The organism is Pseudomonas sp. NPDC012596, assembly GCF_042902325.1.
Taxonomy (GTDB): domain Bacteria; phylum Pseudomonadota; class Gammaproteobacteria; order Pseudomonadales; family Pseudomonadaceae; genus Aquipseudomonas.
The window spans coordinates 101,780-121,301 of the sequence record NZ_JBIBEB010000013.1 but is presented as its reverse complement, the minus strand read 5'-3'; the positions used below and the strand labels follow the sequence as shown (position 1 = coordinate 121,301).

The following is a 19,522-nucleotide window of genomic DNA, read 5'->3' as shown; positions in this document are numbered from 1 at the left end:
GCGGGCGGGCCCGCCCCTGCAGGCGCTGTGTGGACTACGCCACCGGAATGGTCGGGTCTGCCGCCGCCAGCGCCGCGGCGCGGTCATTGGCGGCTGGTGGATAGATCCACACCGTGTTGATCTGCGACTTGAGCAGCTTGGCCTCGGCCTTGTCCGTCGGCGGCGACACCGTGCGCTCCCAGCCTTCGGTATACACCGCGCCCCAGGCACCCAGGTCGAGGCAGGTCACGTACTTGGGCTGGCTGTAGGTCATCGGTGCCACGCCGATCAATTCGGCTGCGGCATTGTTCCCTGCATAGCGGCCCAGCGGGATGGCGTGCTGGCACGACATCACCGCGTAGTTGCCGGCTTCATCGCACGCCGCATAGGCCACATCACCTGCCGCATACACCGCACCGTTGCCCTTGACCTTCAGGTTGCCATCCACATGCAAGCGGCCCTGGCGGTCTCGTTCGCCGCTGATCTGCTCGGTCAACGGGTTGGCCTTGAAGCCCACGGTCCACACCACCGTGCTCGCGTCGATGCGCTGGCCGTTGTCCAGCAGCACACCGTCGCGGTCTACCGACGCTACGGTAGCACCGCAGATCCACTCGATGCCCAGCGCCTCGGATGCCTGCTCGATGGCCGGGCGAATGCCGTCGCCCAGGGCCGCACCAATCCTGGCCCCGCGGTCGATCACCACCACCCGCGGTTGCGCCTGCTCGCCAAGAATGGCGCGCAGGCGCGCCGGCAGTTCGGTCGCGGTCTCGATGCCGGTAAAGCCGCCGCCGGCCACCACCACGGTGTTGCGTGCGGGCGTGTCGGGCTGGTTGGCCAACGACTTGAGGTGCGCTTCAAGACGCGCTGCACTGTCTATCTTGTCGACATCGAACACATGCTCGATGCCGACCATGTCCGGCCGGTTGAGCACGCTGCCGCAGGCCATGATCAGCCGGTCGTAACCGAGGCTGCATTCGGTACCGCTCTGGGTGCGGTAGCTGACGCGCTTGCTGGCTTCATCGATATGGAACGCCGTGCCTTGCACAAAGCGTACATTCACGGTTTCGAACAGCGCCTCCAGCGGGGCAGCCATGGTGTGCACTTCGGGTTCGTAGAAGCGTGGGCGCACGTGCAGTTCGGCCTGCGGTGCGAGCAGCGTCACCTCGACATCCGTGCGCCCGTGCAGGTCCAGTTGGCGGACGGCGCCGAGGGCGCTCCACAGGCCTGCGAAGCCTGCGCCAATGATCAGGATATTTTTCATCGTTGTGCTCCTGGAAGGTCCGGATAAACAAGGTAGTCCGTGTTTGCGGTCAACGATGTTACGGGCGACGAAGCGCGCACCCTAGGCCAAAGAACCCTGAATTTCGGCCAGCGGCACACAGCGGGCGAAGCGTGCGCGGTAGTCGCGCGGGGTGACTGCCAGGTGGCGCTGGAACGCCAGGCGCATGCGCTCTTCACTGCCGAAACCGCACTGCCGGGCGATCTGTTCGATGTGGCTGTCGGTGTTTTCCAGCTGGCGCCGCGCCGCTTCAAGGCGGAACACCTCGATGGCCTTGGCCGGGGTGCGGCCAGTCTTGAGTTTGTACACGCGGGTGAAGTTGCGCAGGCTCATGTGCGCCTGTTCGGCCAGGCGCTCGACGGTCAGTTGCGGGTCGCCCAGGTGGGCGTTGAGCCACAGGTGCAAGGCTTCGAATTCGGCGCAGTCCTGGCCCTGCAGCTTGAGCAGCTCGCTGAACTGCGCCTGGCCGCCCGGGCGCTTGAGAAACACCACCAGCTCGCGCGCCACCTGCATCGCCACGTCGCGGCCGCAGTCCAGTTCGACCAGCGCCAGGGCCATGTCGATACCGGCACTCACCCCTGCAGAGGTCCACACCGTGCCGTGTTGGACGAATATGGATTCAGGGTCCACCTGCACCGCCGGGAAGTCGCGGCGCAGCACTTCGCACATGGCCCAGTGGGTGGCGGCGCGGCGGCCATCGAGCAGGCCGGCGCTGGCCAGCAGAAAGGTGCCGCTGCACACCGACGCGGTGCGCCTGGCGTGCAGGCTGGCGCGGCGCAGCCAGGCCACCAGCGGGCCGTGGCCGGGGAGGGTACGAATAATGTCCGGGGCGCCGGGCACGATCAGCGTATCGACGGCCTGGGCCATTACATCATCCAGGCGCTCGGTGGCCACCGTCAGGCCTTCGGCAGTGGGCTGCAGGCCACCGTCGAGGCTGGCGGTGTGCAGGCGATAGCCCGGCAAGCCACGCTCGGCCATGGCCTTTGTGGCAGCCCAGAACACTGTTTGTGCGCCGCTGAGGTCGAGCAGGCCCATGGCCTCATACGCGACGAAAACCACCACCCGGGGGTGGTCGATGGGCAGGAGCGGGGGTTCAAGCTGAGCGGCGATATCGGTCATGGTTGGGCCCGCTGGCTGAGAGGCGCTTCGGTCCAACGAGTATGGACAGCCTCGGCGCGCCCAGGCAACTGTCAGGCCACGGGTATCAACCCTCGGCGCTACGCGGCTGCTCCGCTGCGCTGCAGCTGAAGGCTCTCGACATCGCTGCACAGGTACAACGCACCGCGTTCGGGTGAGTTGAACATCGACCGCAGGTTGTGCTCGATATTGCGGCACAACTCATCTGTGCGAATGCTGTGCTGGCTGCAGCCAAAAGGCGTTTGCAGGTCGGTGCCGATGCGCTCCATGGCCAGCAGCATGCAGCCCACCACCGTGGAAACGATCGGGGTGAACCAGCCCAGTGTCGGCACAAGGCTCAGTGGCATGATGACGCAGAACAGGGCGCTGAAAAGCCTTGGGAAGTAGGTGTACGGATAAGGAAGCGGCGTGTTGGCTATCCGCTCCATGCCGCCTTGCCAGTTGGAGATGTCGACCAGGGTCGACTCGAGGCGGGCCAAGCGGATGCTGTCCAGATGCCCTAGTTTGAACTGCGCAGCGATCAGCTCTGCCGAACCGCTCAGTATGTCGTTAGGGAGATTGTGGGTTGCCGCCAGCCGGTCAAGGTCCTGGTCATGCAGCAATGGCGCCAGCGCAGCAACATTCTTCTGGCCCCGCAGGTGCATGCGCAAAGCATGCAGGTAAGCCACGTGACGTCGGATGAGCAGAGCCTTGCACGGGTTGATGCCGTCTTCATCGTCGATGAGCGTCAACACCTGACGGCCGAAGCTTCTTGAACTGTTGACCATGGAACCCCACAGGGTTCGGGCTTCCCACCAACGGTTGTAAGCGCTGGAGTTGCGAAAGCTGATCAACACGACAAGTGCCGAACACAGGAGCGTCAACGGCATGAGCGGTAACTCGATGCCGTAACCTTCTACCAGCATGGCATCGAAGGTGACCGCGATATCCCACACCATCAACCAGAAGAGCGACCAGCCGACATAGGTTATGGTACGGGACAGGCATTTCCATTTGCTCATCAATGCAGCTTCCATATTGCATCACTCCAGTATCCAGGATGGAGGCGAACGCTCAGCGCCGTTTTCCTGGCCAGTCTATGAAGTGATGCTTAACGGGAGCTTAATACGCGATTTTTCGCGCCATGGCAGTCACAGTGCGTCGGGTACGATCATGCTGGCCGGCGCGTCAGCCGCGCGGCGGCGCGCCACCCAGTAATACAACACGCTCGGCACCACCAGGCCGATCAGCCAGGACACGTCCACACCCCCCAGGTAGGCGACCATGGGCCCGGTGTACAGCTTGGTGTCGATGAACGGCATCTGAATCAGCACGCCCACGGTATAGACGCTGATGCCCGGCCAGTTCCAGCGGCCATAGCGGCCGTCGGGGTCGGCCAGGGCAGGGATGTCGTAGCGTTCCTTGGTGATGAAGTAATAATCCACCAGGTTGACTGCGCTCCAGGGCACGAAGAAGGTCAGCAGGAACAGGATGAACGACTTGAATGCGCTCAGGAACGAATGCTGGCCGAGCAATGCCACCAAGGTGGCGGCGCCGACGATGGCGAGCACGAACACCAGGCGTTGCGTGCGGCTGATGGCCAGGTGGCCCCGGAAACCGCTGATGATAGTGGCGATGCACATGAAGCTGCCGTAGGAATTCAGCGTCGAGATGGTCACCTTGCCGAAGGCGATGCAGAAGTACAGCAGCGCCGCCGTGGTGCCGGCGCCACCCAGCCCGACGATGTAGGCCACCTCGCGCCCGGAAAACTGGCCACCGGCGGTGGCTGCAGCGAACACGCCGAGGATCATCGAGGCCTGGGCACCGATCACCGAACCCAGGCCGGCGGCGAAGAATGTTTTGACCGCCGAAGTGCTGCTTGGCAGGTAGCGCGAATAGTCGGCCACATAGGGGCCGAACGCGATCTGCCAGGACGCCGACAGCGAAACCGCCAGCAAGAACGTCGCCCAACTGAAGTGGCGGTTGTCGAGCAACTGGCCAATGTCGGCGAGCACCAGGATGCGGCTGAACAGGTAGACGAAGGCGATGATGCCCAACACGCTGGCGACCCGGCCGATCCAGTGGATGACCCGGTAGCCGGCGAGCGTGGCGGCGACGATTACGGCAGCAAAGATAAGGATGCCGGCGCTGTCGCTGACGCTGAGCAACTGGCCGATGGCCTGCCCGGACAGCACCGTGCCGGTGGCGGTGAAGCCCAGGTACATCAGGCACACCAGCACCATCGGGATGGCCGCACCGTAGACGCCGAACTGCACGCGGCTGGAGATCATCTGCGGCAGGCCCAGGCGTGGGCCCTGGGCGGCGTGCAAGGCCATGACGGCGCCGCCGATCAATTGCCCCAGCAGCAAGCCGATCAACGACCAGAACACGTCGCCGCCGAGCACCACGGCCAGGGCGCCGGTGACGATGGCGGTAATCTGCAGGTTGGCGCCGAGCCAAAGGGTGAATTGGCTATACACCCGCCCATGGCGTTCAGTTTCGGGAATGTAGTCGATCGAGCGCCGCTCGAGCACGGGTTTGCTGGACATTGACGGCTCCGCTTCATTGTTTTTGTGTGGGAGAGGGCCATTGGCAGGACGCGGCACGAATGGCCTGTCATCGATATGAGCATGTCTATACAAGTCCGGTCAAGTGAAGCTTGCAGGCCTTTGCAGATGGACTGTTGTGCAAGGCTGGCGGGTAACTGTGCCGGTCCGCTGATGTGAATTGGCCTTATGCTGTTACGAAATATGTCTAGAACGCCTGAAGAAGGAAGTCGCAATGCCGCTCAAGGACCTGCTGATCGCCCTGGTGGTGATCGTCGCCTGGGGAGTCAATTTCGTGGTCATCAAGGTGGGCCTCGACGGCCTGCCGCCGATGCTGCTGGGGGCATTGCGCTTTCTGCTGGTCGCGTTTCCGGCCATCCTGCTGGTCAAGCGCCCGAACTTGCCGTGGCGCTGGCTGATTGCCTACGGTGCGACCATCTCTCTGGGCCAGTTCGCTTTCCTGTTCCAGGCCATGTACAGCGGCATGCCGCCAGGCCTGGCCTCGCTGGTGCTGCAGTCGCAGGCCTTCTTCACGCTCGGTTTTGCAGCGTTGTTTCTGGGTGAGCGCCTGCGCCTGGCGAGCGTGCTGGGGTTGTTGGTGGCGGCCAGCGGCCTGGCGCTGATCGGCAGTGAAGACAGCGGCCATGTACCGCTGGTGGCGCTGGTGCTGACCCTGTGCGCCGGTGCCATGTGGGGCATGGGCAACATCATCACCCGCCGTTTCGGTTCGGTGGACCTGGTGGCGCTGGTGATCTGGGGTGGGCTGATCCCGCCGCTGCCGTTTCTGGCCTTGTCGTGGTGGCTGGAAGGGCCGGAGCGTATTGGCCATGCGTTGGCCAACATCGGCTGGAGTTCGGTGCTGGCGCTGATCTACCTGGCGTTCGTTGCCACCATGCTGGGGTACAGCCTGTGGAGCACGCTGCTGTCACGCCACCCGGCGGGCAAGGTGGCGCCGTTTTCCTTATTGGTGCCGGTAATCGGGTTGAGTTCTTCGGCGTGGTTGCTGGGGGAGCGGTTGACAGCGGTGCAAGGGTGGGGCGCGCTGCTGGTCATGCTTGGGTTGTTGGTCAATGTGTTCGGGCCGAAGCTGGGGCAGCGGTTGCGGGCGGCAAGTGCGGGTTGATGGTTCGGGGATCTCCTTGCAATCAGTAGATGCATCGCGTTGTCCAGTGGCTGCTTGCCCGTGGCGCTGCTCGTTGGCCCCTTCGCGGCAGACCGCCGCGAAGGGGCCAACGCTTTGTTAGACTTGGCCTCTTTTGCCAAGCCAACGGAGCTTCCCGATGATCATCTCCACCACCAGCCAGCTCGAAGGCCGCCCGATTGCGGAATACCTCGGTGTAGTCAGCTCCGAATCGGTGCAGGGCATCAACTTCGTGCGCGATTTCTTCGCGCGCTTTCGCGACTTCTTCGGTGGCCGCTCACAAACGTTGGAAAGCGCACTGCGCGAGGCCCGTGAGCAGGCAACCGTAGAACTCATGGCGCGGGCACGGCAGTTGCAAGCCGATGCGGTAGTGGGTGTCGATTTTGAGATCAGCATGCCCTCGGTGCAAGGCGGCATGGTCGTGGTGTTCGCCACGGGCACGGCTGTGCGCTTGAAATAAGGCGAAGTGCCACTGGTCGGTTCTGGCGCTTTTGGCCAGGCGGTCCGCATGTGACCGGCTAGTCTCTTTTTCACGGGTCGCGTTTTTCCAGGCAACGCTCAACGTGCCGGCGCGGTCGCCACTGAAGGGAGAACAGGGCATGAGTGAGTCCTTTTTCGAAGACATGAATGATGCGTTCCCGATCAACAGCCAGGTGCGTTGCGGTCAGGCGGCCTTCCGCCTGGGCTTCGCCCACATGACCTTGGACGATTCGGAGCAGCTGCAGCCGGCACACCTGCAGCGCAGCAAAAAGGGCCGCTTCACGCCGCGGGTTCCGACCAGAAAGTGAACCCGTTCACACGACCCCGCCCGCTGGCGGGGTTTTTGTTGGCCTTGATTGACCCTGCTCATGGTATTGGCAGGTTGCACTCGCCGAATCGATGATGCTGTGCTTTTCTTGCGTGAAATTTCAGGAAAGGAGGATTGTGTTCCATGCGAGTCAGGGAAGAGACCTATTGGCAGTGGGCCGATACGCAATTGCACAGCCGCTGCCATGATGAAGCGCTCAGCGACGGCACTACCCTGGATGTTCAGGTGCGCCTGTCACGGCTTGGCGCCACGCAGCTGTTTCTTGGGCTGTATGGCCAGGATGGCAGGGCGTTGCTGGAAGAGTACTACCCAGCACGGCCAGGCGAGACCATGACCCGGACCCTGGTGTGGGGTGTCGACCGGGCCAGGGCGTTGGCGACCGGTGCGCTGGCGTTGCCGCCGCGGCAACGCCAGCGTCGGCAGGCATGAAAAAGCCCGGCCTATGCAGGCCGGGCTCTGGAAGTGGTGAGGCTGCTTACTGACAAATCAGTTGAGCGGCTCGATCACCTTGACTGCCTGCCGCTCACGGGCGGCGGGCCATTCTTGTTGCAGGGTCTGCAGCACGCGGCCGACGAATTCGGTGTCGGCGGCGGCCTTCTTGCCGACGTAGCCCTGGCCACGGCGGTAGACCTTGAAGCGGGCGCGCATGCTGGGCAGGTGCGCATCGAATTCATCTTCGACCGTGTTCGGCGGCAGGCGGTCGAGGCGTACCTCGCCGGTCTGGTTGACCCACAGCAGGTGGTCGTCGAGGCTGTCCTTGCGTGCGGCGAACAGCTGAGCCAGTTGGTCGATGGTTGGATTGTTGTTCAAGTTCATCATAAAGCCCCCATTACCCGTTTTTGTTGGTGTTTTCACAGTTGGCGCTACAGATGTAGCGCGCTACCAAGGCTGCTACCGCAGCATCGCAACAGGGGCTTTCTCACGCTGCCTTTTGGACAGTTCCCTCTCCACGGACGGCTGCGTTACCGCGCAAGCCGACTGGAATACCCTTGCCACCGCTCCCGATCAGGGAGACGGCTTCATCATGCCCAAGGCTGATCGGCGGCGTCAATCGTTTTGTAGTGAATATTTTTGCTCACTACATCTTGTCGGACAATCCACCATGAACGGCCTGTCAGCCCCCAATGTGGGTGAGGATTCGGTAGGCGGCGCGCACCCGTTCTTCATTGGGGTAATTGCGGTTGGCGAGCATGACGATGGCCTTGCCTTCGGCTGGAATGAACACCGCGTAGGCACCAAAACCATTGGTCGAGCCGGTTTTGTTGTACCAGGCGGCGGGTAGTACCGGTAGCGCTGGGGCGAGGCGGCGAGCAGCTTGGGGTTCACGGATGAGCCGGGGGCCGTTGCCGTCGATCAGGGTCTCGAGCGTGGTGGGATAGGGGTAGCGTTCCCAGCCCAGGCCTTGGGTCATCGCACCCACCTGGAAGTGCCCTGCCTGGGTGATGGCAGTCGCTTTTTGCAACGCCGGTGACAGCTCGCCAGGCTGCATGTGCAGGCGCACGAAGCGCAGTAGGTCGCTGGCGCTGGTCTTGATGCCATAGGCTTCGTCGGCATAGGGCCCCGGGCCGACGTGCACCGGGCGGTTCTGTGCGTCGTAGCCTTGGGCATAGAGGCCCTGGGCGGATGCCGGAACGTGCAGGTAGGTGTGTTTCAGGCCCATCTGCGGCAGCAGGCTTTGGTTCATCAGCTCGGCAAAGGGCCGTTGCTGAGCACGCGCGGCCAGGTCGCCGAACAACCCAATGCTTGGGTTCGAATAGCAGCGCTGGGTGCCGTGCTTGGAGCGGGGCTGCCAGTTGCGGTAGAAGTCCAGGACCTGTTCGGGCGTCTGCACGGCGTCGGGAAACTGCAAGGGCAGGCAGTCGGCGCTGTACGCGCCGAGTTCGAGCACGCTTGCCTCGCCCAGCGGTGTGCCGGCCAGGGCGGGTTGGTAGCGCCGGGCGGGGGCGTCAAGGTCCAGCTTGCCTTCAGCACTGGCCAGGGCGCCGAGGGTCGCGGTGTAGGTTTTGCTGAGTGACCCGATCTCGAACACCGTATCGGCGGTGACCGGCTTTTTGTCGGCCTTGCTGGCCACGCCATAGTTGAAGTAGTGCGCCTGACCGTTGACGTACAACGCAACTGCCATGCCGGCGATGTCCTGCTTCTGCATCAGCGGGCGGATGACTTGGTCGACCTGCGCCTGCAACGGGTCGGCGGCGTGCGCCGTCATGTTGCTCAAGGCCAGAGCCGTGGCTAGCGTAATCGACGCAAGGCGAAGTGGGGGCATGCAGCGTTCCTTTTCTGGTATGTGTCCGTTGAGCGACACCGGTGGGGGTTCCGGCGTTAGCAGGAAAAAGCGCCACACCTTATTGTCTGCCCCTGCACAACGACAAGATGGAAGTAGTTATGAAGTATTTGCGCATGTTGCTCGACAACTTCACCCTGGCCTTGCTCGGGGTAGTGTTCATCGCCACCGTGCTGCCCTGCTCGGGCGACGGCGCCGTCTATTTCGGCTGGTTGACCAACCTGGCCATTGGCCTGCTGTTTTTCCTGCACGGTGCCAAACTGTCGCGCGAGGCAATAATCGCCGGTGCCGGGCACTGGCGCCTGCATGCGCTGGTGTTCTCCTGCACGTTCGTGATGTTCCCGTTGCTGGGCCTGGCCTTCAAGCCGCTGTTCGTGCCGCTGGTGGGTAACGAGCTGTACCTGGGCGTGCTGTACCTGTGCGCACTGCCGGCCACCGTGCAGTCAGCCATTGCCTTCACGTCGCTGGCAAGGGGCAACGTGCCAGCGGCCATCTGCAGCGCTGCGGCCTCCAGCCTGATCGGTATCTTCCTGACCCCGCTGCTGGTGGTGATGTTGCTGGGTGCCAGCGGTGATACCGGCTCGGGGCTGGATGCGGTGCTGAAGATTACCCTGCAGTTGCTGGTGCCCTTCGTCGCCGGGCAGATTGCGCGGCGCTGGATCGGTGCTTGGGTCAAGCGCAATGCGCGCTGGCTCAAGGTGGTGGATCAGGGCTCGATCCTTCTGGTGGTCTACACCGCGTTCAGCGAGGCCGTGGTCACCGGGTTGTGGCACACGGTATCGCCGCAACACCTGGCGGGGCTGTTCGCCGTGTGCGGCATACTGCTGGCAGTGGTGCTGTTAGGTACGCGCCTGCTGGGCAAGGTGCTGGGCTTCAACCTGGAAGACCGCATTACCATTCTGTTTGCAGGCTCCAAGAAGAGCCTGGCAACCGGGGTGCCGATGGCGCAGGTGCTGTTCGTGGGCAGTGGCATCGGGGCGATGATCTTGCCGCTGATGCTGTTCCATCAGATCCAGTTGATGGTGTGTGCGGTGCTGGCCCAGCGCTATGCCAGCCGGGTAGAGGAGGGCGAGGCTTCCACGGCTTCATCCTGATAGATTGAGGCTGTCGTACCGGCCGGCCCAAGGCCGGTACACGCTAACGCGCCTGCCCCGAACTGCGCTGGCGCAGCGCCTTCTCCACTTCGGCCTCGATCTTGTAAGCCGGCCCCTCCAGCGCCTCGTAATTGCGCGTATAGCCTGTGGCAAACGCCTCCACCCCCAGTTCCAGGTACTGCTGCACGTGCTTGAGCTCGTGCGCCCACAGCGCCACGTTATCCTCGGCATCGCTGGCATGGCGGAAGATGATGGTGTCGATCAGCGTCACTGCATTCACATCCGGGTTCTGCAATAAGGCGTTGGCGGCGCTGATCTGCTGCTCGTCGCCAACCCGGTACCGCGCCGCATCGAGCACGGCAAAGTCATACCAGGGTTCGAGCTGGGCTCGAATATGCAACGGGATCGGCTCGCTGCCGCTGGCCGTTGCTTCGTCGCGGGCTTGGCGCAACGCGAAGGCCAGGCTGCTCGAGGCCATCACCTCGACGTCCTTGAGCACCTGGCCCGCCTGGCCGGGGTCGATCGGCGCGCAGAAGCACCCCATCAGGCAGACCTGATATTGCCCGGGTGGGCAAGCCTGCTCGGCCCATGCCGGTGTACTGAGCAACAGCGCAGACAGCAGGCTAGCGGCTCTCATTCAGGGCCCTGTCGACGAAGCGGCGGCTGGCGTCCAACACTTGGGTTTGCACGGCTTCGCTGGCCAGCATGCGCCCGACCACCAATGCCCCGACGCATTGGCTGATCAGCGCCCAGGCCAGTGCCTCATCCTCCAGTGTCTGGCTCCAGGCGGCATGCAGGCCCACCAGCCAATGTTCGGCTTGTTCACGCACCGGCCGCTCGGCCCGGGCGATCTCGACGCCAAGGGGGGGTAACGGGCAGCCGCCTTCAGCATTGTGCAGGTGCGCGAGGCTCAAATACTGCTGCAGGCAGCGCGCCAGGCGCTCGCGGCTGGCACCCTGGGTGGCCAGGCGCGCCAACGGGCTGTTGCAAAGCTCTTGGCGGACCACTTCGGTAAACAGGTCGTCCTTGGACGGGAAGTGGTTATAGAAGGCGCCGCCGGTCAGGCCGATGGCCTTCATCAGCCCGGCAACACCGGTGCTGGCAAAGCCGCCGCGCTTGGCCAGCGCGCCGCTGCTGGCCAGCAACCTGTCACGGGTTTGTTGCTTGTGGTCAGTGGAATAGCGCAAGGGAAACCTCTACGCGCGGGCTTGACGATGGCGCGGATCATAACATAGCGTTCGTTTACTAAACGATCATTCATCAATAGGGGCGCGCATGAAAAAACAACAAAAAGTGGTGCTGGTGATCGGGGCGGGGGATGCCACGGGTGGCGAAATCGCCAAGCGCTTTGCCCGCGAGGGGTATACCGCCTGCGTCACGCGCCGGCAGGCCGAAAAGCTGCAGCCCTTGCTGGATGAAATCCGTGCGGCGGGTGGGCAGGCCCACGGCTTTGGCTCGGATGCGCGCAAGGAAGAGGAGGTTGCCGAGCTGGTCGAGACCATCGAGCGCGATATCGGTCCGATTGAAGCCTTTGTCTTCAACATTGGCGCCAATGTGCCGTGCAGCATTCTTGAGGAAACACCGCGCAAATATTTCAAGATCTGGGAGATGGCCTGCTTCGCCGGCTTCCTTACCGCCCAGGCCGTGGCGCGGCGCATGGTTGCCCGTGAACGCGGCACCATTCTGTTTACCGGCGCTACCGCTGGCACGCGCGGTGCGGCCGGGTTTGCCGCGTTTGCAGGGGCCAAGCACGGCCTGCGTGCCCTGGCTCAGAGCATGGCGCGTGAACTGGGACCACGCAATGTTCATGTTGCCCATGTGGTGGTGGACGGCGCCATCGACACCGCGTTTATCCGTGACAGCTTCCCCGAGCGTTACGCCCTCAAGGACCAGGACGGCATCCTCGACCCCGCTCACATCGCCGACAGCTACTGGTTCCTGCACGCGCAGCCACGCGATGCCTGGACTTTCGAACTCGACCTGCGCCCGTGGATGGAGCGCTGGTAAGCCCCCGACTCGTCAAAGGAGTGTGCTGCATGAGCAAAACCGTCGAATTCTTCTTCGATCTGGGCAGCCCGGCCAGTTACCTGGCCTGGACCCAGCTCCCCACGCTGTGCGCCCGCCATGGTGCCACCCTGCGTTATCGGCCGATGCTGCTCGGCGGGGTGTTTCAGGCAACGGGCAATGCATCGCCTGCGATGATCCCCGCCAAAGGCCGCTACATGTTCACCGACCTGGGGCGCTATGCGGTGCGCTATGGCGTGCCGTTCGGGCTGCCGCCCGGGTTTCCGCTCAATACGCTGGCCTTGATGCGTGGCGTGATCGGCATGCAGCTGCGCTCGCCGGAACGCTTCGAAGCGTTGCTGGCGGCGCTGTTCAATGGGCTGTGGGCGCAGCGGCGAAACCTTGCAGATAACACAGTGCTGGCTCAGGTGCTTGGAGAGGCCGGGTTCGACCCGGCTGAATTGCAGGCTCTGGCTACTGACAGTGAGGTGAAGGCGGCACTCAAGCAGGCCACGGAGGAGGCGGTGGAGCGAGGTGTGTTTGGCGCACCGACCTGTTTTGTCGAAGGGCAGATGTACTTTGGCCAGGATCGCCTGGATTTCGTCGAGGATGCGCTGAGGCAGCAAGTCGGTGCATGACAGTGCCGGCCCCTTCGCGGGCGTGCTCGCGAAGGGGCCGGACGGCTCACAGCCAGATCAGAAGTTGGCCGGGGTATTGGCGCTGATGATCTCCGCCTCGTCCTGGCCGATGTTCTTGAAGCTGTGCGGCAAGGTTGTGGGGATGTAGTAGCCATCGCCTGAGTTGAGGATGCTGACCTGGCCATCGACCCATAGCTCCACGGTGCCGCGTGTGACCAGCCCGCATTCCTCGCCCTCGGCATGCACGATCGGCTCGCCAGAGTCGGCGCCCGGTGCATACAGTTCGCGCAGCATGCGCATCTGGCGTGCCTCGACACTGGCCCCGACCAGCAGCATGCGCAGGCCGTTGCGGCCCAGGTCAGGCTGCTCGCTGGCGCGAAACACGAAGCGCTCTTCCCGTACCGGCTCGTCGAAGCTGAAGAACTCCGCCAGGGTCATCGGGATCCCTTCAAGCAGCTTTTTCAGTGAGCTGACCGAGGGGCTGACGCGGTTCTGTTCGATCTGCGAGATGGTCGAATTGGTCAGCCCGCTACGGCGGGCCAGTTCCCGTTGGGAAAGGCTGTTGCGTTCACGCACCAGTTTGAGTCGTGTCCCCGTGTCCATAGCCGCCTTGTAATCAGAGGTGTTAAAAATAATGAGCGACGCATTAAAACACACTCTGCACGCTTGCGCGCTGTGCTTGTCAGGCGCGTCGTTCGCGCGGCATTGGCCACAGCCCGACCAGCAGTAAAAGCAGGGCCACCGCCAGGAACGGCAGGCGTGGATCGAGCGCGTAGACCAGCGTTCCGGCCAACGGGCCGATCACCGCGCCCATGCCTTGTGCAGCGCCGATGGAGCCGGCAGTGGCGCCTTGTTCAGACGCGTGCATGGCATTGGCCGCCAGCGCCGAGAAGGACGGGAATACAAAGCCCATACCGGCGGCGGCGACGAAGTAGCAACCCCACAGCCAAGGCGCGCTGGTAGCCAGTGCGCCAGCGGCGAAGCCCAGCGCAGACACCGTGGCGCCGACGCGGATCATTTTCAGCGGCGGCCACTCCAGTTGGCGCAGGAGTACCTGGGAGAGGATAAGCGCCACCCCCACCGTAGTCAGGGCAATACCGGCCGTCTGGGCGGCCTCGGCCGGCCCCAGCTGCAGGCGGTCGAGGGCGAAGAAACCGACGATGATCTGCGACACCGTCACGCTCAGCATGGCGCTGAACGCCACCAGCAGCGGCCGGCGCAAACGTGGGTCGCTCAGCCGCACCGGGCTGGGCGCATGGCTGACCGCCAGCGGTTGCGGCTTGAGTTTGAACAGCAGCACCAGAAATGCGCTGGCAGGCAGCAGCGACATCACATGGAACGGCAGGCTCAGGCTATGCCGGGCAAGCAGCGCCGCCAGTGCCGGGCCCAGCACCAGGCCGACGGCGTTGGCCGCGCCCAGCGACGCCATGGCCCGGGCCCGCTGTTGCGGCCCGACATGGTCGGCGATCAGCGCATTGCAACCCACCGGTATGGCCGCATAGAAGGCGCCGATGCAGCCGCGCGCAATCATCAGCCCGACAAAAGCCAAAGTCGCCCCAGGCAGCCAGCGCAGGGCGCCTTCGACGAACAGGCACAACAGCCAGTAGGCCACGGTGAACCCGGCACTGCCCAGCAGCAGGATGCGCCGACGGCCCAGGCGGTCGGCCGCGCGGCCCCAGGGCCGGGCCAGCAGCACCCAGACCACGCCGGCCACGGTCACCGCCGCACCGGCTTGCCAGGTGGCCATGCCGAGCAGGCGGGCGATGGGCCCGATCAGGGCGACGAAGGCCATCATCGACATGGTGCAGGCCATGGTGGCCAGCAGCAGGGGGCGTAAGTCCAGCGTGGCGGCTGGGGTGAGGGTGGCAGGGTCCTTTGCGGCATTCATGTTGGCAATCCAGGGCAGTTGAGCATAAACCACTCAGCTTAATGAGAGCGTTTATCGTTTGTCGAGCCTGCCCTGTGCCGCATGCCATCATTCGCTGCGCCGCAGGGGGCCTGGCCACATGCTACGCAACACCCCGTCCCGGCGCACCAGTGCATGCATCAACGCCGCACCCAGGTGCACCAGCACCGTGGCGAACAACAGGTAGCCAGCCCAGCCATGTGCCTGGCGAAGTACTGCGTACAGCTGCAGGTCGTGCGGGGCGATGGCGGGCAGTTGCAGCGGGCGCGGGTAGCCGCCGGCCGACAGCATCGCCCAACCCAGCAGCGGCATGGCCAGCATCAGGCCATATAGCAGCAGGTGCGAAGCGCCAGCGGCGATGCGCTGCACGGCGGGCAGGTCGCGTGGCAGCGATGGGTGTGGCAGCGCCAGGCGCAGGCCGATGCGCACGATTACCAACACCAGCAGTGCAAGGCCAGTCGCCTTGTGCAACTCGACGAGTGTGGGGTGGCGCAGCGACAGGTCGCCCACCATGTTCACGCCAATGAACAGCATGGCCAGAATCAATATCGCCATCAGCCAGTGCAGCAGGCGAGCCAGCGGGTGGAAGGCTTCGGGTTTCATGGGTGGGCTCCTGCGCCAAGCGATTCGCGGCTGCGGCGGTTGAAGGATTCCGAATAGGCAGCCGAGCGGGCGGCGAGAATCGGGTCATCGGACGGCTGAATGCCACTGGGCAGGATCAACGGGTCGAAGTTCAGGTCACGGCAGCCGCCTTGCTCCTGGGCATCCACCTGTTCGATGACCAGGGTGCCTGCATCGACAGTTTTACGCTCGGCGGGCCAGGGGCGGGCGGGGTCGTCCTGCGCATCCCCCGGGTCGGCCAGCACCAGGCGCATGGTCCAGCGCAGTGGGCCCTGGGCCAGGCGCTGCTGCAGGTCGTGTTGCAGGAACCGCTTGTCATCGACCTGGCCGGGCAGCGCCGCGAATGGGGTTTGTGGCTCCAGTTGCCAGCGCACCGGGTGGGCAGTGCCGTGGGCATCGATCAGGCGGAACGCATTGATGCTGTGGTACTGGGTGCTGGCGAAGCTGTCGCTGGCTTTGTAGCCCGCAGCCCATTGGCGAAACGCTGCGCTTTCCGGGTGAGCGGCAAAGAACGCCTGCAGCTTTGCAGGGTCCGGTTTGCCGGTGGCGGGGTCCGGTGCACTGGCCAGCACCTGGTCATAGAACCCTTGGGGCGTGCTCACGGCCAGCACAGGCGGGTTGTTCATCCCAGTGCGCCACACCTGGCCGTCGTCAGTGCTCAGCTGGATGGCTAGGCTGCGTACCGGCACGGCGGTATCCGGGGCGAACGGGTTGGCGCCGCCGATTGCAAATCGGCCGATCACCGGCACGTATTGCTGGCTGAACGCACGCGCTGTCGACAGTACCGCAGCCTGGCCGCTGGGCTGGAAGTAGCCACTGACGCACAGGCCCTTGGCGTGGTTTTTACGATAGCCCGCGTAGTGGCCGGCCTGGGCCTCGAAGGTGTCGATGATGCGTTGCGGGGTGAGCTGCGGCCCGCCGATCCAGCCTGCGGCATAAGCAAAGCCGGCGCCCAGGGCCAGCATCACAGCGCCGATACCCGCCAGGCGCAGAGCCTTCGCCGGGCCGTGCAAGGGTGAGTTCATGGTGTTTGTCCGGTTCAGTGAAGATGCCGGTACGACGCGGCAGCAGAAAAGTTATTCCATCGGTGGGAATAGATTTTGTTGCCAGGCGTCTGCCCCATACACTGAATAACCCCAAAGGCCGGTAACTAGCCATGCACGACCTGGACGAACAGCAGTGGCGCGAATTACTGCAGCGCCTGCGCCGCTTTGCCCTGTGGCTGACCCGCGAGCCGGGCAGCGCCGATGACCTGGTGCAGGGCACCGTCGAGCGTGCCTTGGCCCGCAGCAGCCAGCAACGCGACGCTGATGCGTTGCGCGCTTGGTTGTTCACCATCCTTTATCGGCTGTTTCTCGACGGTAAACGCCGCGAACGCCTGCATGCGCGTTGGCTGTCGTGGTTCGGTAATGCCGAACGCGAAGAGGAAGCCCTCGGCGGGAATATTGAGAACATTGTGCTGGCCCAGGCCGACCTGCAAGCCTTCGCGCGCTTGTCGGCCGAGCAGCGCGCCTTGCTGTTGCTCGTCAGTATCGAGGGGCTGAGCTACAAGGAGGCGGCCGTCGCGCTGCAGATCCCCATCGGCACGGTGATGTCGCGGCTGTCCCGCGCCCGTGCCGCCTTGCGTGAACTGACCGAGGGCAACCCCCAGCCCCCGGCCTTGCGGAGACTCAAATGACACGCCTGATTCCCAGCGAAGACGAACTGCACGCCTATGTCGACGACCGGCTCACGCCGCCGCGCCGTGCCGAGGTGCAGGCGTGGCTGGCGGCCAACCCCCAGGAAGCCGCACGCATCGACGCCTGGCGCAACGATGCCCGGCGCCTGCGGGCGGCGTTGGCTGGCTTTGGCGAGCTGCCGGGGGCGGCGCAGCTCGACCTGGGCCAGGTGCAGCGGCGCTTGCGCCAACGTCGGCAGCGGCGTTTGGCTTCGGCGGCGGTTCTGCTGCTGGCTTTGGGGGTGGGCGGGCTGGGTGGCTGGCAAGCGCGTCAGGTGACGCTGGCAGGCAGTGAATTGCCGATGGCCGATGCTGTGCAGGCGCATCGGTTGTTTGCTGGCAGCGAGGCGCTGGATATCCAGGCCAGTGACCCGGCACAGTTGCGCGATTGGCTTGGCCGGCATTTCAACCGGGTAGGGCAATTGCCCGACCTGACCGGCTACGGCTTCCAGCCGGTTGGCGCGCGGTTGCTGAGCAACGAGCAGGGGCCGGCCGCGTTGCTGGTGTTCCAGGACCGCACTGGCCAGCGCATCAGCCTGTTCCTGCGCTCACCGGGCCAGCGTTACGAGCGCATGCCGCAAGGGCAGCGGGTCGATGGGCAGCTGGAGGCGCGCTACTGGTCGCATGGGGCATACAACTTTGCCCTGGTCAGTGCGGCGGATGATGTGCGGGGGGCGGGGGTGGGGGAAGCGTTGAGGCTCGGGCTGTAGCATGAGCCGCAGCGGCCTTTCGCGGGCATGCCCCGCGAAAGGCCGCATTGATCAGCTCAATTCCAGCCAGATCGGCGCGTGGTCCGAAGGTTTCTCCATCCCGCGCAGGTCATAGTCCACACCCGCTGCCTTGATGCGCGGCACCAAGTGTTGCGAAGCCATGATCAGGTCGATGCGCAGGCCACGCTTGGGCTCGTCTTCAAACCCACGGCTGCGGTAATCGAACCAGCTGAAGCGGTCGGCGACCTCCGGGTGCAGGTGGCGGAAACTGTCCACCAGGCCCCAACCCTTCAGGCGCTCCATCCACTCGCGCTCCTCAGGCAGGAAGCTGCATTTGCCGGTCTTCAGCCAGCGCTTGGCGTTGTCCGGGCCGATACCGATATCGCAGTTCTGGGGCGAGATGTTCATGTCGCCCATCACCAGCAGCGGCTGGTCATTCTTGAACTGCCCCTCCAGCAGCGCCTGCAGATCGCTGTAAAACCGCTGCTTGGCCGGGAACTTGGTGGGGTGGTCACGGCTCTCGCCCTGTGGGAAGTAGCCATTCATGACCGTGATCGGTGTGCCGTTCGCATCCGCGAACGTGCCCCAGATAAAGCGGCGCTGGGCGTCTTCTTCATCGGTGGCAAAGCCTTTGTGCAGGCTCAGCGGTGCCTGGCGCGAAAGCAGCGCGACACCGTAATGGCCCTTCTGGCCGTGGTAGTGCACGTGGTAGCCCAGGGCTTGCACGTCGGCCAAAGGGAACTGATCGTCGCTGACCTTGGTTTCCTGCAGGCCGATCACGTCGGGCTGGTGCTTTTCGATCAGCGCCGCCAGCTGATGGGGGCGGGCACGCAGGCCGTTGATGTTGAAACAGACGATCTTCATCGAAAGACAATCCTGGTAAAAGGCCGGATGCTAGCCGACATCGGCCTTGATCACCAGCGTGGCGGCCTGGCAAAGGCACTGCTAACGTGCAGTCAGGGGTGAACGAAGCGCCGCGGTGCACCTCCAAGGCACTGTATGCCCATTCCAGGAGGACTGCCCGCAATGCCCGAAGCTACTGCCGCCCAGGCTCGCGTCTGCACGCTCGATGACGGCTACAGCCGTGAGGCACGCTCACTGCTGTACAACGCCTACCGCCACGAGCCCACCTTTGCCTACATCTTCGAGGGCCAGCGCCCAGGTTACGAACGACGCTTGCGGGTCATGGTGCGTGAATGGGTGCGGCAGCACTTCTACCTGCAATTGCCCGCCATCGGCCTGCTGCTGGACGACCGCCTGATCGCGCTGGCGCTGATTGTGCCTCCGCAGCGCAGGCTGGGGGTGGCCGACAGTTGGGCATGGCGCCTGCGTATGCTGCTGGGCACTGGCCAGCGCTGTACTCGGCGCTACATGGAGTACCAGGCGGCGCTGATGAGCTGCCTGCCGACCGATCAGGTTCACGTGCTGCCGCTGCTGGGCGTGCACCCGCAGTTCCGCGGCCAGCACTACGGCGAACAATTGTTACAGGCTGTGCACGACTGGTGCGCGGAAGACCCCAACACCCAAGGTGTGGTGCTGGACTCGGGTAACGAGCATTACCTCGCGTTTTACCAGCGTCAGGGCTATGAAGAGATAGGCGAGGTGGCTGTAGGGCCAATCCGAGAGCGGGTGTTCTTTCATCCCAACCCGGTGTCATCCATGCCCTCAATTGCCTGAAAGGG

The 19,522-nt window shown here is 64.1% G+C and carries 23 protein-coding genes; 10 read left to right on the top strand and 13 right to left on the bottom strand.

Annotation, left to right across the window (positions count from 1 at the left end; translation table 11 throughout):
* Positions 1-34: 34 nt before the first annotated feature.
* From ACFY68_RS17020 to ACFY68_RS17005, 4 genes are all read right to left on the bottom strand, one after another.
* Entirely contained in the window at positions 35-1,240 is a 1,206-nt protein-coding gene (locus ACFY68_RS17020) for an NAD(P)/FAD-dependent oxidoreductase (RefSeq protein ID WP_387529506.1), read from the bottom strand.
* Positions 1,241-1,321: 81 nt separating this feature from the next.
* Positions 1,322-2,377: a GlxA family transcriptional regulator gene (locus tag ACFY68_RS17015; RefSeq protein WP_387529503.1), complete on the bottom strand. Its 1,056-nt coding sequence runs from the start codon at positions 2,375-2,377 to the stop codon at positions 1,322-1,324.
* Between the two features lie 98 nt (positions 2,378-2,475).
* The gene (locus ACFY68_RS17010; protein ID WP_387529500.1) at positions 2,476-3,411 is read right to left on the bottom strand and encodes a bestrophin family protein; all 936 of its coding nucleotides are present in this window, start codon (positions 3,409-3,411) and stop codon (positions 2,476-2,478) included.
* A 114-nt stretch (positions 3,412-3,525) separates the two neighbouring features.
* On the bottom strand, positions 3,526-4,923 hold the full coding sequence (locus ACFY68_RS17005) for a purine-cytosine permease family protein (RefSeq protein ID WP_387529497.1): 1,398 nt from the start codon (positions 4,921-4,923) through the stop codon (positions 3,526-3,528).
* 232 nt (positions 4,924-5,155) lie between these two features.
* Between ACFY68_RS17005 and ACFY68_RS17000 the strand changes: the two genes are divergently transcribed.
* The 4 genes from ACFY68_RS17000 (at position 5,156) to ACFY68_RS16985 (ending at position 7,298) form a co-directional block, all read left to right on the top strand.
* On the top strand, positions 5,156-6,043 hold the full coding sequence (locus tag ACFY68_RS17000) for an EamA family transporter (RefSeq protein WP_346613120.1): 888 nt from the start codon (positions 5,156-5,158) through the stop codon (positions 6,041-6,043).
* Positions 6,044-6,200: 157 nt separating this feature from the next.
* Positions 6,201-6,521 (top strand): YbjQ family protein, encoded by a 321-nt coding sequence (locus tag ACFY68_RS16995; RefSeq protein WP_387529494.1) that lies wholly within the window; start codon positions 6,201-6,203, stop codon positions 6,519-6,521.
* 139 nt (positions 6,522-6,660) lie between these two features.
* On the top strand, positions 6,661-6,849 hold the full coding sequence (locus ACFY68_RS16990) for a hypothetical protein (RefSeq protein WP_346613126.1): 189 nt from the start codon (positions 6,661-6,663) through the stop codon (positions 6,847-6,849).
* Positions 6,850-6,992: 143 nt separating this feature from the next.
* Entirely contained in the window at positions 6,993-7,298 is a 306-nt protein-coding gene (locus tag ACFY68_RS16985; RefSeq protein ID WP_387529491.1) for a hypothetical protein, read from the top strand.
* A gap of 57 nt (positions 7,299-7,355) precedes the next feature.
* Here ACFY68_RS16985 and ACFY68_RS16980 read toward each other — a convergent pair whose 3' ends face one another.
* Together ACFY68_RS16980 and ampC are read right to left on the bottom strand one after the other, a co-directional pair.
* Positions 7,356-7,688, bottom strand: a complete 333-nt coding sequence (locus ACFY68_RS16980; RefSeq protein ID WP_387529489.1) for a hypothetical protein — start codon at positions 7,686-7,688, stop codon at positions 7,356-7,358.
* Positions 7,689-7,983: 295 nt separating this feature from the next.
* Positions 7,984-9,132 (bottom strand): class C beta-lactamase, encoded by a 1,149-nt coding sequence (ampC, locus tag ACFY68_RS16975; RefSeq protein WP_387529486.1) that lies wholly within the window; start codon positions 9,130-9,132, stop codon positions 7,984-7,986.
* Between the two features lie 119 nt (positions 9,133-9,251).
* On the opposite strand from ampC, the gene ACFY68_RS16970 reads away from it, so the two are divergent.
* Entirely contained in the window at positions 9,252-10,244 is a 993-nt protein-coding gene (locus tag ACFY68_RS16970; RefSeq protein WP_387529484.1) for a bile acid:sodium symporter family protein, read from the top strand.
* 43 nt (positions 10,245-10,287) lie between these two features.
* Here the strand turns inward: ACFY68_RS16970 and ACFY68_RS16965 are convergent, their stop codons facing one another.
* Together ACFY68_RS16965 and ACFY68_RS16960 are read right to left on the bottom strand one after the other, a co-directional pair.
* Positions 10,288-10,881, bottom strand: coding sequence for a DUF4157 domain-containing protein (locus ACFY68_RS16965; protein ID WP_387529482.1), 594 nt, complete (start codon positions 10,879-10,881; stop codon positions 10,288-10,290).
* Entirely contained in the window at positions 10,868-11,431 is a 564-nt protein-coding gene (locus tag ACFY68_RS16960; RefSeq protein WP_387529480.1) for a TetR/AcrR family transcriptional regulator, read from the bottom strand. The genes ACFY68_RS16965 and ACFY68_RS16960 overlap by 14 nt, the downstream gene beginning before the upstream one ends.
* 88 nt (positions 11,432-11,519) lie before the next feature.
* On the opposite strand from ACFY68_RS16960, the gene ACFY68_RS16955 reads away from it, so the two are divergent.
* Both ACFY68_RS16955 and ACFY68_RS16950 read left to right on the top strand, forming a co-directional pair.
* Positions 11,520-12,251 (top strand): SDR family oxidoreductase, encoded by a 732-nt coding sequence (locus tag ACFY68_RS16955; RefSeq protein WP_387529477.1) that lies wholly within the window; start codon positions 11,520-11,522, stop codon positions 12,249-12,251.
* Positions 12,252-12,280: 29 nt separating this feature from the next.
* Positions 12,281-12,886, top strand: a complete 606-nt coding sequence (locus ACFY68_RS16950; RefSeq protein ID WP_387529475.1) for a 2-hydroxychromene-2-carboxylate isomerase — start codon at positions 12,281-12,283, stop codon at positions 12,884-12,886.
* A gap of 57 nt (positions 12,887-12,943) precedes the next feature.
* On the opposite strand, the gene ACFY68_RS16945 is transcribed toward ACFY68_RS16950, so the two are convergent.
* The 4 genes from ACFY68_RS16945 to ACFY68_RS16930 all read right to left on the bottom strand — a co-directional run bounded on the left by ACFY68_RS16945 (position 12,944) and on the right by ACFY68_RS16930 (position 16,438).
* Positions 12,944-13,489: a cupin domain-containing protein gene (locus ACFY68_RS16945; RefSeq protein ID WP_346613135.1), complete on the bottom strand. Its 546-nt coding sequence runs from the start codon at positions 13,487-13,489 to the stop codon at positions 12,944-12,946.
* Between the two features lie 79 nt (positions 13,490-13,568).
* Positions 13,569-14,774, bottom strand: coding sequence for an MFS transporter (locus ACFY68_RS16940; RefSeq protein WP_387529472.1), 1,206 nt, complete (start codon positions 14,772-14,774; stop codon positions 13,569-13,571).
* A gap of 87 nt (positions 14,775-14,861) precedes the next feature.
* Complete coding sequence (locus ACFY68_RS16935; protein WP_387529470.1) at positions 14,862-15,395, bottom strand: cytochrome b; 534 nt, start codon at positions 15,393-15,395, stop codon at positions 14,862-14,864.
* A complete protein-coding gene (locus ACFY68_RS16930) occupies positions 15,392-16,438 on the bottom strand; it encodes a catalase family peroxidase (protein ID WP_387529467.1) in 1,047 nt (348 codons plus the stop codon). The genes ACFY68_RS16935 and ACFY68_RS16930 overlap by 4 nt, the downstream gene beginning before the upstream one ends.
* Before the next feature lie 131 nt (positions 16,439-16,569).
* On the opposite strand from ACFY68_RS16930, the gene ACFY68_RS16925 reads away from it, so the two are divergent.
* Both ACFY68_RS16925 and ACFY68_RS16920 read left to right on the top strand, forming a co-directional pair.
* Complete coding sequence (locus ACFY68_RS16925) at positions 16,570-17,091, top strand: sigma-70 family RNA polymerase sigma factor (RefSeq protein WP_387529464.1); 522 nt, start codon at positions 16,570-16,572, stop codon at positions 17,089-17,091.
* Positions 17,088-17,840 carry an anti-sigma factor family protein gene (locus tag ACFY68_RS16920; RefSeq protein WP_387529461.1) on the top strand — a complete coding sequence of 251 codons (753 nt, stop codon included), beginning with the start codon at positions 17,088-17,090 and terminating at the stop codon, positions 17,838-17,840. Before ACFY68_RS16925 ends, ACFY68_RS16920 begins: the two co-directional genes overlap by 4 nt.
* A 51-nt stretch (positions 17,841-17,891) precedes the next feature.
* On the opposite strand, the gene xthA is transcribed toward ACFY68_RS16920, so the two are convergent.
* Positions 17,892-18,704, bottom strand: coding sequence for an exodeoxyribonuclease III (gene xthA / locus ACFY68_RS16915; RefSeq protein WP_387529458.1), 813 nt, complete (start codon positions 18,702-18,704; stop codon positions 17,892-17,894).
* 162 nt (positions 18,705-18,866) lie between these two features.
* Between xthA and ACFY68_RS16910 the strand changes: the two genes are divergently transcribed.
* A complete protein-coding gene (locus tag ACFY68_RS16910; RefSeq protein WP_346613142.1) occupies positions 18,867-19,517 on the top strand; it encodes a GNAT family N-acetyltransferase in 651 nt (216 codons plus the stop codon).
* The last annotated feature ends 5 nt before the right edge of the window (positions 19,518-19,522 follow it).

Excerpts from the sequence above, each read along its gene's own strand:
- ACFY68_RS17020 (WP_387529506.1), bottom strand. The coding sequence starts at position 1,240 with ATGAAAAATATCCTGATCATTGGCGCAGGCTTCGCAGGCCTGTGGAGC.
- ACFY68_RS17015 (WP_387529503.1), bottom strand. The coding sequence starts at position 2,377 with ATGACCGATATCGCCGCTCAGCTTGAACCCCCGCTCCTGCCCATCGAC.
- ACFY68_RS17010 (WP_387529500.1), bottom strand. The coding sequence starts at position 3,411 with ATGGAAGCTGCATTGATGAGCAAATGGAAATGCCTGTCCCGTACCATA.
- ACFY68_RS17005 (WP_387529497.1), bottom strand. The coding sequence starts at position 4,923 with ATGTCCAGCAAACCCGTGCTCGAGCGGCGCTCGATCGACTACATTCCC.
- ACFY68_RS17000 (WP_346613120.1), top strand. The coding sequence starts at position 5,156 with ATGCCGCTCAAGGACCTGCTGATCGCCCTGGTGGTGATCGTCGCCTGG.
- ACFY68_RS16995 (WP_387529494.1), top strand. The coding sequence starts at position 6,201 with ATGATCATCTCCACCACCAGCCAGCTCGAAGGCCGCCCGATTGCGGAA.
- ACFY68_RS16990 (WP_346613126.1), top strand. The coding sequence starts at position 6,661 with ATGAGTGAGTCCTTTTTCGAAGACATGAATGATGCGTTCCCGATCAAC.
- ACFY68_RS16985 (WP_387529491.1), top strand. The coding sequence starts at position 6,993 with ATGCGAGTCAGGGAAGAGACCTATTGGCAGTGGGCCGATACGCAATTG.
- ACFY68_RS16980 (WP_387529489.1), bottom strand. The coding sequence starts at position 7,688 with ATGATGAACTTGAACAACAATCCAACCATCGACCAACTGGCTCAGCTG.
- ampC (WP_387529486.1), bottom strand. The coding sequence starts at position 9,132 with ATGCCCCCACTTCGCCTTGCGTCGATTACGCTAGCCACGGCTCTGGCC.
- ACFY68_RS16970 (WP_387529484.1), top strand. The coding sequence starts at position 9,252 with ATGAAGTATTTGCGCATGTTGCTCGACAACTTCACCCTGGCCTTGCTC.
- ACFY68_RS16965 (WP_387529482.1), bottom strand. The coding sequence starts at position 10,881 with ATGAGAGCCGCTAGCCTGCTGTCTGCGCTGTTGCTCAGTACACCGGCA.
- ACFY68_RS16955 (WP_387529477.1), top strand. The coding sequence starts at position 11,520 with ATGAAAAAACAACAAAAAGTGGTGCTGGTGATCGGGGCGGGGGATGCC.
- ACFY68_RS16950 (WP_387529475.1), top strand. The coding sequence starts at position 12,281 with ATGAGCAAAACCGTCGAATTCTTCTTCGATCTGGGCAGCCCGGCCAGT.
- ACFY68_RS16945 (WP_346613135.1), bottom strand. The coding sequence starts at position 13,489 with ATGGACACGGGGACACGACTCAAACTGGTGCGTGAACGCAACAGCCTT.
- ACFY68_RS16940 (WP_387529472.1), bottom strand. The coding sequence starts at position 14,774 with ATGAATGCCGCAAAGGACCCTGCCACCCTCACCCCAGCCGCCACGCTG.
- ACFY68_RS16935 (WP_387529470.1), bottom strand. The coding sequence starts at position 15,395 with ATGAAACCCGAAGCCTTCCACCCGCTGGCTCGCCTGCTGCACTGGCTG.
- ACFY68_RS16930 (WP_387529467.1), bottom strand. The coding sequence starts at position 16,438 with ATGAACTCACCCTTGCACGGCCCGGCGAAGGCTCTGCGCCTGGCGGGT.
- ACFY68_RS16925 (WP_387529464.1), top strand. The coding sequence starts at position 16,570 with ATGCACGACCTGGACGAACAGCAGTGGCGCGAATTACTGCAGCGCCTG.
- ACFY68_RS16920 (WP_387529461.1), top strand. The coding sequence starts at position 17,088 with ATGACACGCCTGATTCCCAGCGAAGACGAACTGCACGCCTATGTCGAC.
- xthA (WP_387529458.1), bottom strand. The coding sequence starts at position 18,704 with ATGAAGATCGTCTGTTTCAACATCAACGGCCTGCGTGCCCGCCCCCAT.
- ACFY68_RS16910 (WP_346613142.1), top strand. The coding sequence starts at position 18,867 with ATGCCCGAAGCTACTGCCGCCCAGGCTCGCGTCTGCACGCTCGATGAC.